The 13,314-nt window shown below is 55.3% G+C and carries 11 protein-coding genes and 2 pseudogenes; 7 read left to right on the plus strand and 6 right to left on the minus strand.

Going from position 1 to position 13,314, the window contains the following annotated elements; genetic code table 11:
* Positions 1 to 246: 246 nt before the first annotated feature.
* Positions 247 to 948 carry an OmpA family protein gene (locus tag OYW20_RS05095; RefSeq protein WP_268799642.1) on the plus strand — a complete coding sequence of 234 codons (702 nt, stop codon included), beginning with the start codon at positions 247 to 249 and terminating at the stop codon, positions 946 to 948.
* Between the two features lie 111 nt (positions 949 to 1,059).
* Here OYW20_RS05095 and OYW20_RS05100 read toward each other — a convergent pair whose 3' ends face one another.
* From OYW20_RS05100 to OYW20_RS05110, 3 genes and pseudogenes are all read right to left on the minus strand, one after another.
* Entirely contained in the window at positions 1,060 to 1,968 is a 909-nt protein-coding gene (locus OYW20_RS05100) for an acyltransferase (protein WP_268799643.1), read from the minus strand.
* An 85-nt stretch (positions 1,969 to 2,053) separates the two neighbouring features.
* Positions 2,054 to 4,156 carry a phosphate acetyltransferase gene (gene pta, locus OYW20_RS05105; RefSeq protein ID WP_268799644.1) on the minus strand — a complete coding sequence of 701 codons (2,103 nt, stop codon included), beginning with the start codon at positions 4,154 to 4,156 and terminating at the stop codon, positions 2,054 to 2,056.
* A 172-nt stretch (positions 4,157 to 4,328) separates the two neighbouring features.
* A pseudogene (locus OYW20_RS05110) lies at positions 4,329 to 4,445 on the minus strand (DUF3565 domain-containing protein); the annotation flags it as partial.
* Between OYW20_RS05110 and OYW20_RS05115 the strand changes: the two are divergent.
* The 3 genes from OYW20_RS05115 to OYW20_RS05125 all read left to right on the plus strand — a co-directional run bounded on the left by OYW20_RS05115 (position 4,414) and on the right by OYW20_RS05125 (position 6,797).
* Positions 4,414 to 4,899, plus strand: coding sequence for an FKBP-type peptidyl-prolyl cis-trans isomerase (locus OYW20_RS05115; RefSeq protein WP_268799645.1), 486 nt, complete (start codon positions 4,414 to 4,416; stop codon positions 4,897 to 4,899). The pseudogene OYW20_RS05110 and the gene OYW20_RS05115 sit on opposite strands and share 32 nt — an antisense overlap.
* Before the next feature lie 133 nt (positions 4,900 to 5,032).
* Positions 5,033 to 5,515, plus strand: a complete 483-nt coding sequence (locus OYW20_RS05120) for a glutathione peroxidase (RefSeq protein WP_268799646.1) — start codon at positions 5,033 to 5,035, stop codon at positions 5,513 to 5,515.
* 178 nt (positions 5,516 to 5,693) lie between these two features.
* Positions 5,694 to 6,797, plus strand: a complete 1,104-nt coding sequence (locus tag OYW20_RS05125; RefSeq protein ID WP_268799647.1) for an NADH:flavin oxidoreductase — start codon at positions 5,694 to 5,696, stop codon at positions 6,795 to 6,797.
* A gap of 15 nt (positions 6,798 to 6,812) precedes the next feature.
* Here the strand turns inward: OYW20_RS05125 and OYW20_RS05130 are convergent, their stop codons facing one another.
* From OYW20_RS05130 to OYW20_RS05140, 3 genes and pseudogenes are all read right to left on the minus strand, one after another.
* Positions 6,813 to 8,006 carry a glycosyltransferase family 4 protein gene (locus tag OYW20_RS05130; RefSeq protein WP_268799648.1) on the minus strand — a complete coding sequence of 398 codons (1,194 nt, stop codon included), beginning with the start codon at positions 8,004 to 8,006 and terminating at the stop codon, positions 6,813 to 6,815.
* Between the two features lie 101 nt (positions 8,007 to 8,107).
* Entirely contained in the window at positions 8,108 to 8,407 is a 300-nt protein-coding gene (locus OYW20_RS05135; protein ID WP_268799649.1) for a hypothetical protein, read from the minus strand.
* 837 nt (positions 8,408 to 9,244) lie between these two features.
* Positions 9,245 to 10,152 (minus strand): annotated as a pseudogene (locus OYW20_RS05140) (IS5 family transposase).
* 501 nt (positions 10,153 to 10,653) lie between these two features.
* Between OYW20_RS05140 and OYW20_RS05145 the strand changes: the two are divergent.
* The 3 genes from OYW20_RS05145 to OYW20_RS05155 all read left to right on the plus strand — a co-directional run bounded on the left by OYW20_RS05145 (position 10,654) and on the right by OYW20_RS05155 (position 13,314).
* Entirely contained in the window at positions 10,654 to 11,868 is a 1,215-nt protein-coding gene (locus tag OYW20_RS05145; protein ID WP_408005464.1) for an ABC transporter transmembrane domain-containing protein, read from the plus strand.
* A gap of 202 nt (positions 11,869 to 12,070) precedes the next feature.
* Positions 12,071 to 12,586: a SidA/IucD/PvdA family monooxygenase gene (locus OYW20_RS05150; RefSeq protein ID WP_268799650.1), complete on the plus strand. Its 516-nt coding sequence runs from the start codon at positions 12,071 to 12,073 to the stop codon at positions 12,584 to 12,586.
* Between the two features lie 65 nt (positions 12,587 to 12,651).
* Complete coding sequence (locus tag OYW20_RS05155) at positions 12,652 to 13,314, plus strand: SidA/IucD/PvdA family monooxygenase (protein ID WP_408005465.1); 663 nt, start codon at positions 12,652 to 12,654, stop codon at positions 13,312 to 13,314.

The raw sequence follows: 13,314 nt of genomic DNA on the forward strand, positions 1-13,314 counted from the left end.
TATCGGCGATAGCAGGTGGAGTTTGAGTTCACTGGCATTCGGCAGATGCCCGCTCGTCGGTTTGAGAAAGGCGTTGCTAGGCGTCATGATGGGGGGCATGTCTTATCAGCGGGTCATCGCTGTTCAGGTGCGGTTAAGGAATTTTCCCCTAATGTCACGCTCTAAACGCGCACATGGCCAGGCGGATGGTTCGTTGGCCAGGCAAAGAATTTTGTGCCGCATACAGCGAAATCAGGAGCAGTCTTAATGTTGAATTCTCGCCGTTTGATCATTGCCGCCACGGCCGTTGCGCTGCTGTCCGGTTGCGCAACCCAATCCAACCCCTACGACAACCAAGGCCAGGCCCAAAACTCCGGCGGCGTTAGCAAAACCGCTAAATACGGTGGTTTAGGCGCGCTGGCCGGTGCTTTGGCCGGTGCTGCCATCGACCATAACAACCGAGGCAAAGGCGCGTTGATCGGTGCTGCCGTGGTCGGTGCAGGTGCGGCGGGTTACGGTTATTACGCAGACAAGCAGGAAGCCGCCTTGCGTGCGAGCATGGCCAACACCGGGGTTGAGGTGCAGCGTCAGGGCGACGTGATCAAGCTGGTGATGCCAGGCAACATCACGTTCGCGACCGACTCATCTGCCATCGCGAGCAGCTTCTACTCCCCGCTGAACAACCTCGCTGGTTCGCTCAAGCAGTACAACCAGAACATGATCGAGATCGTGGGTTATACCGACAGCACCGGCAGCCGCCAGCACAACATGGACTTGTCCCAGCAGCGCGCGCAAAGCGTGGCGACTTACCTGACGTCGCAAGGTGTTGACGGTTCGCACTTGTCGGTACGCGGTGCTGGTCCTGATCAGCCGGTTGCCAGCAACGCCGACGTAAACGGTCGTGCGCAGAACCGTCGCGTTGAGGTCAACTTGAAGCCGATTCCTGGACAGCAGTATCAGCAGCAGTAATCCCGCTTCGTTTTCTGTAGGCGCGCGCTTGCCCGCGATTGAGGTGTGTCAGTCGATGCATCCGTCATAGACAAAATGCAATCGCGGGCAAGCGCGGTCCTACAGGTCACATCAGCGTTTCGTCGCGTATTGCTGCTCATGCATCTTTGCCAACAACGCGTCTTTCTCTTCCCACAACCGGTTAATCCATCGCTGAAACTCCAGTCGGTATTCGCCGTCCTGGTCGTAGCTTTTACCAATGAATTGCTGTGGGATTTTTATCTCCTCGAAATGCGCCACGACCTCATTGACGTTGCCACACAGCAAGTCCCAATAGCCTGGTTGACCGCCCGGGTAGTGAATCGTGACGTTGACGATGGATTCCAGTTGTTCGCCCATGGCGTCCAGTACAAAAGCGATGCCGCCGGCCTTTGGCTTGAGCAGGTACTTGAAGGGCGATTGCTGCTGGTCGTGCTTGCCCTGAGTGAAGCGCGTGCCTTCGACGAAATTGAAGATTCCCACCGGATTGTTGCGAAACTTCGCACACGTGCGTCGCGTGGTTTCCAGGTCCTTGCCTTTCTTTTCCGGGTGTTTGGTCAGATACGCCTTGGTGTATCGCTTCATGAACGGGAAGCCCAACGCCCACCACGCCAGACCGATCACCGGCACCCATATCAGCTCTTGTTTGAGGAAGAACTTCAGCGGACGGATCTTCCGATTGAGGATGTACTGCAACACCATGATGTCGACCCAGCTCTGATGGTTGCTGGTCACCAGATACGAGTGCTGGTAGTCCAGCCCTTCGAGCCCGGTCACGTGCCACCGGGTGTGGTCCATCAGGTTCATCCACCCCTTGTTGTTGCTGATCCAGGCTTCATGGATGTGGCTCATCAGCCAGTCGGTGAGCTTCTGCGCAGCCGGGAAGGGCAGGCAGAGCTTGAAGATCGCCACGATAAAAAGCGGCGTGCAGCACACGATGGTGTTGAGGGCCAACAATAGCGAGGCGATGACGCCGCGCACGGGTGCGGGGAGAAAATCCATGGTGGGTCAGACTCCAGATAAGACCGATGCCGCCGGTGTTTGCCCGGCGGCTTTATTGTGTGGAACGAATATGTCAGCGCCCCGGCTACCGGGGTTCTGCGCTGCCATTGACCGCCTGGATCGCTGTCAGTGCAATGGTGTAGACGATGTCATCCACCTGAGCACCCCGTGGCAGGTCGTTCACCGGTTTGCGCAGGCCTTGCAGCATCGGGCCGAGGCTCACGCAGTCTGCACTGCGCTGCACGGCTTTGTAGGTCGTGTTGCCGGTGTTGAGGTCAGGGAACACAAACACATTGGCCCGGCCAGCCACCACGCTGTCCGGCGCCAGTTGCCGGGCAACGGTTTCATTGGCGGCAGCGTCATATTGCAATGGTCCGTCGATCAACAGGTCGCGCTGAGTTTCCCTGGCCAGTTGCGTAGCCTCACGGACCTTCTCGACTTCTTCGCCGCTGGCCGAGTTGCCGCTGGAATAACTGATCATCGCGACACGCGGAGAGATACCGAACGCCACGGCGGAGTCGGCGCTCTGCACCGCAATTTCCGCCAGCTCGCTGGCCGTTGGGTGCGGATTCATGATGCAGTCGCCGTACACCAGCACCTGATCGGGGAACAGCATGAAGAACACCGAAGACACCAGCGTGCACCCCGGCGCGGTCTTGATCAGTTGCAGGGCGGGGCGAATGGTATTGGCGGTGGAGTGAATCAGCCCGGACACCAGACCGTCCACTTCATCCAGCGCCAGCATCATGGTGCCGATCACCACCGGATCTTCCAGTTGCTGCTCGGCCATTGGCGCGTTGAGGCTCTTGCTCTTGCGCAGTTCAACCATGGGCGCGATATAGCGTTCGCGGATCACGTCCGGGTCAAGGATTTCCAGCCCGGGCGGTAATTCGATACCTTGAGCGCGGGCCACGGCTTGCACCTCTTCCGGCTTGGCCAGCAGAACGCAGCGTGCGATGCCACGCGCCTGGCATATGGCGGCTGCCTGCACGGTCAGCGGCTCGGCGCCCTCGGGTAGCACGATGCGCTTGTTCGCCGCTTGCGCGCGCTGAATCAGCTGATAGCGAAACACGGCTGGCGACAGGCGCAGCTCACGCGGCGTACCGCAACGCTGGTGCAGCCAGTTGGCGTCCAGATGGCTGGCGACGAAATCGGTGATGATTTCCGCCCGTTCGCGGTCATCAATCGGGATTTCCTTGTTCAACTGGTTCAGCAGCATGGCCGTGTCGTACGAGCCGGTACTCACCGACAATACGGGCAGTCCAGCCTGCAGGGCGCCGCGGCACAGGTCCATGATGCGCGGGTCGGGCAGCGTGTCACTGGTCAGCAGCAGGCCGGCCAGCGGCACACCGTTCAAGGTGGCCAGACTCACCGCCAGGATGATGTCGTCGCGGTCGCCCGGTGTGACGACCAGCACCCCTGGTTTGAGCAATTGCAGGGTGTTGAGCACGGTGCGTGCACAAATGATTATTTTCGACATGCGCCGCTGTTCGTAGTCTCCGGCGTTGATCACCTGAGCACCGAGCAGTTCGGCGACATCACGAGTGCGCGGCGCGTTGAGGTCGGCCTGAAACGGAATGCAGCCCAGCAAGCGGAAATCTCCGCTGCGCAACAACGGGGAGTGCTCTTTGATACGTGCAGCAAAAGCCTCCATGCTTTCGTCGGTGCGCACTTTGTTGAGGATCACACCCAGCACTTTCGGGTCTTTGGGCCCGCCAAACATCTGGGCCTGCAACTCTACGCGTCCCGACAGTTCCGTCAGCACTTCGTTTTCCGGTGCCGAGACCAGAATCACATCGGCGTCCAGGCTCTTCGCCAAATGCAGGTTGACCCGAGCGGCGTAACTGGCACTGCGCGTCGGCACCATGCCCTCGACAATCAGTACGTCCTTGCCGACGGCTGCCTGTTGATAAAGGTTGATGATTTCTTCGAGCAACTCATCGAGCTGACCGTCGCCGAGCATGCGTTCTACATGCGCCAGTCCCAGTGGCTTTGGCGGCTGCAGGCCATGGGTGCGGGCCACCAGTTCAGTGGACCGCTCGGGGCCGGTGTCGCCCGGATGCGGCTGGGCGATGGGTTTGAAAAAGCCGACTTTGAGCCCTGCGCGTTCAAGGGTTCGGACCAGCCCAAGGCTGATGGATGTCAAGCCCACACCAAAGTCTGTGGGCGCGATAAAAAAAGTCTGCATGCGGGCTTCTCGAATAAAGCAGTGCAAGGGCCGGGGCGTGTTTCGCCAATGAGTCGACCGGAGATAACAGGACGCTGTTCAATCGCAGCGTCTCAACGGGGCACAAGGTTATCGTTATCTGCATCGCGCGCACACCAGCCACGGTGAAGCTTTTAGCCGATTGTGATCGGGGCCGTCCGTCTGAGTTGCGTTCGCTTTCGCGCGAGGGCTTGGTTAAACTTGCTCGTTCTAAATTCTCAAGCAAAAGGTCTCGCCCCATGCCGATCGCCGCCAACAAGGCTGTCTCCATCGACTATACCCTGACCAATGACGCTGGTGAGGTCATCGACAGTTCTGCCGGCGGCGCGCCGCTGGTGTACCTGCAAGGTGCAGGTAACATTATCCCGGGTCTGGAAAAGGCGCTGGAAGGCAAGGAAGCAGGTGAAGAACTGAAGGTTGCCATTGAACCCGAAGATGCCTATGGCGAATACTCCGCTGAACTGGTCAGCACCCTGAGCCGCAGCATGTTTGAAGGCGTTGACGAGCTGGAAGTCGGCATGCAGTTTCATGCATCCGCACCGGATGGCCAGATGCAGATTGTGACCATCCGCGACCTGGACGGCGACGACGTAACTGTCGACGGCAACCACCCGCTTTCCGGTCAGCGCCTGCATTTCCAGGTCAAGATCGTGGACATTCGTGATGCCAGCGAAGAAGAAGTCGCGCACGGTCACGTGCACGGCGAAGGCGGTCATCACCACTGATTTCTGCTGCTAGGCTCAGATAGCTGGCCAGGCGTCCTCCCGGGTGTGACGAAAGCGCTTTTTGCTTTCGTACCGGAAAGGGCGCTTTTTTCGGCCGATGGTGTTTTTTATAGGGTGAGCAGGGGAGTTCGTCATGAGTATATTTCACGACCTGAAATTAAAAGCTCTGGATGGCCAGGAATTGCCTCTCGCGCCGCTCAAAGGCAAAGCGGTTCTGGTGGTCAACGTGGCGTCCAAATGTGGTTTGACACCGCAATACGCTGCGCTGGAAAACCTCTATCAAACTTACAAGGACAAGGGCTTCAGCGTGTTGGGCCTGCCTTGTAATCAGTTCGCTGGCCAGGAACCTGGTACTCAGGACGAGATTCAGGAATTCTGCTCGCTGAACTACGGCGTGACGTTCCCTTTGGGCGACAAGCTCGAAGTGAATGGCCCGCATCGTCATTCGCTTTACCGGCTGCTGGCAGGCGAGGGCGCTGAGTTCCCGGGCGACATCACCTGGAATTTCGAAAAATTCCTCGTTGGGCAGGATGGTCGCGTATTGGCCAGATTCTCCCCGCGTACTGCGCCGGATGACCCCGCTGTCATCGCTGCAATCGAAAAAGCGCTGCACTGAGCCTTTCAGTGTCGCGCTTCCTTTAACATCCTCCCCCGCCGATAATAGCTCCCGGTTTCAGACCCTGAGCAGCGACTTCTGAGCCTTGATCACGGCAATCAATAGTGCTGTCCCGCGCCCGACCCCTCGCTCTATCCTCCGTCATCTGAAAATTCCAGCTCATTTCGAGGAAGCGCGCATGCCGGTAAAAGCCCTGTTCAAGCCTTTCACCCTGGGCACGCTGCACCTACCGTCGCGGGTGGTAATGGCGCCAATGACGCGCTCTTTTTCGCCCGGTGGTGTGCCCAATTCAAAGGTGATCGAGTACTACCGACGACGTGCGGCAGCGGGCGTTGGCTTGATTGTCACCGAAGGCACTACCGTCGATCACAAGGCCTCGAACGGCTACCCCAACGTTCCGCAGTTTTTTGGTGAAGCGCCACTGGCAGGCTGGAGAAAGGTCGTGGAAGCGGTTCACGCCGAAGGCGGCAAGATCGTTCCACAGCTCTGGCACGTCGGTGCTGTCCGCCGCCTGGGCACTGAGCCGGACGGCACGGTGCCGGCTTATGGTCCCACCGAAAAGCTCAAGGATGGCAAGGTCGTCGTCCATGGCATGAGCAAGCAGGACATTGATGAAGTCATCGGGGCTTTTGCCCAGGCGGCCAAAGACGCCCAGTCCATCGGGATGGACGGTGTGGAGATTCATGGCGCACACGGCTATCTCGTCGATCAGTTCTTCTGGGATGGCACTAACCAGCGCACCGATGAGTACGGCGGCAGCCTTGCCAACCGCTCGCGTTTCGCCATTGAGTTGATTCAGGCGGTTCGAGCCGCAGTCGGGCCTGATTACCCGATCATCTTCAGGTTTTCACAATGGAAGCAGCAGGATTACACGGCGCGTCTGGTGCAGACGCCTGAACAACTTGGGGCGTTTCTCGCGCCGCTTTCGGACGCTGGCGTCGATATTTTCCACTGCTCGACGCGGCGTTTCTGGGAGCCCGAGTTCGAAGGCTCTGATTTGAACCTGGCTGGCTGGACTCGAAAACTTACTGGCAAGCCGACGATCACTGTTGGCAGCGTCGGGCTGGACGGCGAGTTTCTGCAGTTCATGGTCAATACCGACAAGGTCGCGCAGCCGGCGAGTCTGGAGAATCTTCTGCAGCGTTTGGCCAACGACGAGTTTGATCTGGTCGGCGTTGGGCGCGCCCTGTTGGTGGACCCGGACTGGGCGGTGAAGGTGCGCGAAGGGCGTGAACACGACATTCTGCCCTTCAGTCGTGAAGCGCTGACCACACTTGATTGAGTGACGTGCCGGGCCTCACGACGGTCTTGATGCCCGGCGTGGGGTGGCATCCGCTTCAGGCATTGCGTGGACCTTAATCACCGATCGCAACTGTTTTTCGAACAGCTCGATAATCCCTGCCCAGCCGTGGCGGCCAGCGTGCTGGCGGGCGTTGAGGCGCACACGGCGCAGAGTTTCCTCATCTTCCAGCATCCAGCGCGCTGCATCGATGAAGCCCTCTTCGTCGCCTGGCATCGCCACTGCGCCGTTGTGTCCGTGACGGATATGTTGCGCGGCGGCCGCCTCGTCGTACGCGACCACCCCCAACCCCGACGCCAGAGCTTCCATCACCACGTTACCGAAGGTGTCGGTCAGGCTCGGGAATACAAACAGATCGCCGGAGGCGTAGTGAGCGGCCAGCGCTTCGCCCCGTTGCGTGCCACAGAACACGGCATCGGGCAGTTGCTGTTCCAGCGCTGCACGTTCTGGCCCGTCACCGATAATGATCATTCTGAGCGTCTTGTCGGGGTGAGCCTTTTGCAGCGCATCGAATGTCGGCCTGAGAAGCCGGAGGTTTTTCTCGGGCGCCAGACGGCCAACATGCACGATTGCCACATCGGCGGCTTCAAGCCCCCAGCTTTCACGCAGAAAACCCGAACGCTTAGACGGATGAAACAGCTGACTGTCGACGCCCCGTGATAGCAGTTGCAAACGCTCGAAACCTCGACGTTCAAGCTCGGCTTTTTGACTGGGACTGGGCACTAGCGTCGCGTCGGAGCGGTTGTGAAACCAGCGCAGGTAGTGAGTCAGTACACGTGTGAGAAACCCCAGCCCGTACTCTTGGGCGTATTGCTGGAAATTGGTGCTGAACCCACTGACCGTCGCGATCCCCAGACGCCGCGCTGCGCGTAACGCAGACAACCCGAGCGGCCCTTCAGTGGCGATGTACAGCACATCCGGGCGAGTACGTTTCCAGCGGCGCAGAAACTTGTGCATTGAGGACTGCCCCCATTGCAGCCCCGGATAACCCGGAATCGGCCACCCCCGACAGAGCATGACGTCGTCCCGAGCCGCGCCCGTTTTGTCGCCAGCCTGTCTGGGTCGTACCACCTCAACCCGATGCCCACGCAGACGTAATCCATCGCACAAGCGACTCAGCGTGTTGGCCACCCCATTGATCTCGGGTGCAAAAGTTTCGGTAATCAAGGTGATCTGCAGGGATTCGCTCATGACGGCCAGTTTCGGAGTCGAGCGTTGCGGTTTTGTGGCGCCGATGTGATGGATTTGTGACGGCCTGTGACTGTTTTCGTATGCAGCACTTTTGCACCCACTCACTGACGAGAGTCCGCCGCAAACGGTAAAACTCGCGAATTTCCAATTTTTTCCAGCGCTGCAGGCTTAGGTGAATAAATCATTTCGACGGGATTGAGACTTCTCAGCTCCATGGATGCGCGTGGGCTAATGAGGCGGGTGAGGGCGGCGGGTTCGGATGCGACTGTTTTTTTAACGGGCTGTGTGGCGTCCACGGCTTCACCCAGCGCTTGCATGAACTTTGTCGAACGAGAATCCACCTTGCGTTCCAGGTAGGCGGGTGGGTTCTGGATGGGTTGAGTATTGTTTTTCACTTCCATGGCAATCAAGACTCCTGAGGATAAACGCTGGCCTGCAAACAACGTTCACAGGCATTTGCTCTCTCGGATGAGGCTCGTTGATGGTTGCTTAGGTAGGGCGTGGGATGTCGTGAAGACTATTGTAGGACGGGTCCTGATTTTCGGAGCTGAGTTGACTAGTCCAGCAACCGGCCCGAGGTTTTTCACGGGCGCCAGGCAGTAGCGCCGACTTAGATTAAAACGTAAATAATTATCAAGCAAACATTATAAAAACAAACAGTTAGAAAGTTTCGCTAAAAATGGAATCGTAGTCTAGCGCTTATCATTGCTTACCTTGGGAGTGTGTAAACAATGAACCCTTACAGAATCAAACTCGTGCGATTCGACAGTGGAGCGTTCCCAGTGCTTTGCCTTCAGCAAGACGGCATGCCCGTGCACAGCGGTAACCTTTGGGGACTGACAGGGCTACGAACGGCTAAGTTGTCGACGAGCACACTCCAATAGACGCTTCGGTCGTGGATGGTGCTGTTTGTTGTCTTTGATGAACTAAAGATAGATTGTCCGCTCGTTTACGTGACGATTATTTTTAATAATAGGTGACATAGAAACTATCGTTGGGGCGTGTTAATTACCAGTTGCAGTGGGCGACAGACAACGATTTGCAAATGTAAGTTTTTAAGGCCATGGTCTACCAGTGGCTTTAGTTCGCAAAAATTGATCCCGGAACAATTGCTATGCATCTTTTATACATTGCCTGCTACCTTGACTGGAATGCGACCGACCACTTACTAAAACAGGGGGCGGAAACCCACATTTTTCTGTGGTGGAAAAACTCGGTGAACTGGTGTCTATAGCGCATTACAGGCGCACATCTCCCGTAGCCAACAGCCGTTTTCGGATCATCCAAAGGTTCGACGGGGCAAATAGAGTGGGCTATCGCGTGATGTATTTACTTAATCCGCGAAGCCTGACTTTCGTATAACCAAACTGGCGCTTGATCACACGAAACGGATGTTCAAGCTTATGCCCGCACTTGAGCTTTCGCGCAATTGATCTTGCGACGCATGCGTGCGATCAAACTGTTCTCGCCGTACTTTTTGTAACTGCCTGGGCGTGCCGCGATCGACCAGATCATCTGGCGATCCTGATTCTCCGCACGCTCGTCATGCCGGTTCAACCCACATCACCAATGACATAGGTTTTCTTGCCGCGCAGCAACTGATCGACTTGAGTCACGTACGCCACATTCGCCGCTGTGCCGACTAGGCTATAGACTAACCCCGACTCGGCATTAACGCCGATATGCACGTTCATGCCGAAGAAATAGTACTTTCCTTTCATCGTCTGGTGCATTTCGGGATCGCGTTTGCTGTCCTTATTCTTGGTCGAACTGGGCGCATGAATGATCGTCGCATCGCCCACCGTACCTTGACGCGGAATCGAACCACGATCACCCAGATAGCCGTTGATGACGTCCATAATCCCGCCTGCCAACTCATGTTTTTAGAGTAAGCGCCGGAAGTTGAGAATGGTGGCTTCATCGGGAATCCGGTCCAGAATCAAACCTGGGAACTGGCGCAGGATCGTTGTCTCGTACAGCGCTTCTAACACCGCCGGATGGCTGTAGCCGAACCAGTTTTAAATCAGGTGCATGCACAACACCGCCATTAACGGACAGGCTGCACGGCCACCATCGCCTTTGGGTAATGAGACTCGATCATATTGATTAATCCATTCCAGGGTACGATCTGAGTCATCTCAATCAGGAAACGCTATTTACGGGTTTGCTTGCGTTTGCCAGCGTACTCAGCGTCGGCGAAGGTCATTTGCTTCATCAAGCGTTTCGGCGGTTGATATCGGATATTCTGCCAAATTTGGAAGTCTTCTTCAGGATTTCAGTAGTAATTCTATTGTCATTTGACGCCATCAATTTAAGATTATTTTGAAACTCTTCAATTGTCAAAAATCAACTTTTGGCTTTTTTTCACTGTCTGATGCCCGCGTGGCACCTTAGGGTTACTTAGAGGTGGTGGCTTGTCAGGACTCGCTGCCAACCGGTGCCGGTACTTCTGAAAGGAACCGGGCTCACAAAAACCACCATTTTTTTTGCGGAAAGTCCCCGTGCTTTTTTCGGAAGATCCCTACATCTATTGATCTGGAAAATACTAATACTCGGCGCATGAAAGGTCTTCGGTCTGCAAACCAGTAGATTTGCGCGCTGTGCAGCCTTGCTTGAGTTCAGCCCCTGTTAAGAAAAGGATTTTGCTGTGAACAATGAAACCCAAGGACCAGGTGCTCAACCCCTATCCGATACTGGACTTGCCTGCCTGGTAATGCCGGGCCGTCGTCACCATCTGGCAGTCTCCGCGGAACAGCTCGTTCACCAGGTTCTGGAAGGTGATCGCGTGTTCACTACTCCGCAATTGTTGCTCGCGTCAAAGCAAATCGGCTTGAAAGCGAAGGTTGTAAGTAGCCACGTCGATCGACTGTCCCAGCTTCCGCTGCCGGTCATAGCGGTCGATGCTGAGGGACGCTTTTTCATCATCGCGCGCCTGTCCGAAGACGAACTGCTGATCCATGATCCCGTGCTCAGCTCCCCGAGAGCTTTCCCCTCGACTTGCAGGCACGCTGGAGCGGCAGAATTGATTCTGCTGCGCTCCGACGCCGCGTTGACCGTTGAACTGTCGAAGTTCGACTTCACCTTGTTTATTCCGGCGATCGTAAAATACCGCAAACTTCTCGGTGAAGTATTGTTGGTCTCTTTTGGGCTACAAATCTTTGCGCTGTTGACCCCGCTATTTTTTCAGGGGGTGATGAACAAGGTTCTGGTCCACCGCGGGCTTAGCAGCTTGGACGTGATCCCTTTCGGCCTGCTCTGCATCCTGTTGTTCGAAAGCGCTCTCAGTTGTTTGCGCACATCTCTATTCTCCCACACCGCTAGCCGTCTAGATGTCGAACTCGGCTCAAGGCTGTTTCAACACCTGGTGACCCTACCCTTGGTTTGTTTCCAGCCAAGCAGGGTCGGTGAGTCGGTAGCGCGGGTGCGCGAACTGGAACAGATCCGTACCTACCTCACCGGCAACAGCATCACCTTGATCTTCGACGTGTTTTTCTCGGTGGCAATTATCGCCGTGATGTTCGTCTACGGCGGGCGGCTGACGCTGGTAGTGCGGTTGGCGCTGCCGCTGTATTTCTTTCTTTCGTTGCTAATGGTGACCCCCCCCTTGCGGGTGCGTTTGAACGAAAGCTTTAGTCGGGGCGGGGAGAATCAGTCGTTTCTAGTCGAAACTATCAATGGGATCGACACCCTGAAATCCATAGCAGAAGAGCCACAAATCATCCGCAAGTGGGACAACCAGCTCGCCGGTTATGTGGCTGCCGGTTTTCGGATGCAAAACCTATCGGCATTTGCCAACCAAGCCATGGGTTTGGTTGGCAAATTGGTGACGTCGCCGCGTTATGGCTGGGCGCGCGGTTTGTGATGGACGGGCAACTGTCGGTCGGCCTATTGATCGCCTTCAACATACTCGCCCGATCATGCGTCTGGCCGAGGTGTGGAGCTATTTCCAACAAACCGGCCGTGGCCGATAAACGCTCATGAATGGTTAAAGAAACGAATAAATAAAATGCATCAGACGTGGCAAAAAATGCGAACTACATTCGATGTGTACATAAGAAAGGCACATGCAAAAAGTTGATTTATTAATGATCGGCAGTGGTCCAGCGAACCTATCTATCGCTGTTGCTCTGGAAGAATATGCTTCCACAAACGAAATCGGAAGTTCTGTCATTCTTGAGCAAGAACTCTGCGTATCTTGGCAAAAAGGAATGTTATTTCCAGAAGCCCAATCGCAAGTTTCGTTCCTTAAAGATTTGGTAACGCCACGAGACCCGACGAGCCGTTTTAGTTTTCTCAACTTTCTTCACAAAACCGGGAAACTTGAGAGGTTCATCAATCTTCAAACGTTCAATCCGTATCGACGTGAACTGTCGGACTACTTGCAGTGGGTCGCGGGTAGCTTGACAAAAACCAAAATCTTATACGGGAGCAAAGTTTCTCGGATTAAACCTGAACTAACTGAGGCCGGAGAAATTAGCGCCTGGCTTGTACGCACTGAGAGCGGAGAAAGGTACAAGGTTAAAAAATTGGTGTTTGGTGCTGGCCGCGATATAAACGTTCCAGAAGCCTTTAAAAAATAAGTCGGGACCGAGTCACGCATAGCTCAAACTATCTGACGTCTCTTCAGGGCATCGATAAGACAACAGTGAACAACATCGCTGTTATTGGTGGCGGGCAAAGTAGTGTGGAAATTTACCAGAGCTGCCTTGAGCAATTCCCACAAGCCAACGTAAAAATGATTATGCGCTCAATTGGGCTTGTAAACTATGAAGGCAGCAAATTTACAAATACGCTGTTCAGCAATGACCAAGTCAATACTTTTTTCAATATCGACGCCAGGTCGCGCGCTCAAGTGCTTGCGGAAATGCACACTACCAACTACTCAGGTGTCGCTCCAGTCAGCTTGGATACCTTATACCGTTTTCATTACTTGCAGGAGTTAAACGGCAGCACCCGTGCCGCGATTTATACGCAATGCAACATTCAAAGCGCCTATGATGATGGGCTTAGAATCATTTTAACTTGGTTTAATAAGGTACAGAGTAAGACAGAAACAGAGCAGTTTGATTTGGTGTTTTTAGGCACAGGTTATAAAAACACTATTCCGGATATTTTTAACGAATCAATGCTGATGATGGATCGCACATCCTTCAATGTAAGCAGGCACTACCGCGCTGAACTCCCGTATGTCGGTGGGGCCTCTCTGCACCTTCAAGGTGTTAACGAATCTACCCATGGCATTGCCGATTCCTTGCTTAGCGTATTGGCGCAACGTTCACAGGAAATAGTTAATGACCTATATACCTGA

It is taken from the genome of Pseudomonas sp. BSw22131 (genome assembly GCF_026810445.1).
Classification (GTDB): Bacteria; Pseudomonadota; Gammaproteobacteria; order Pseudomonadales; family Pseudomonadaceae; genus Aquipseudomonas; species Aquipseudomonas huanghezhanensis.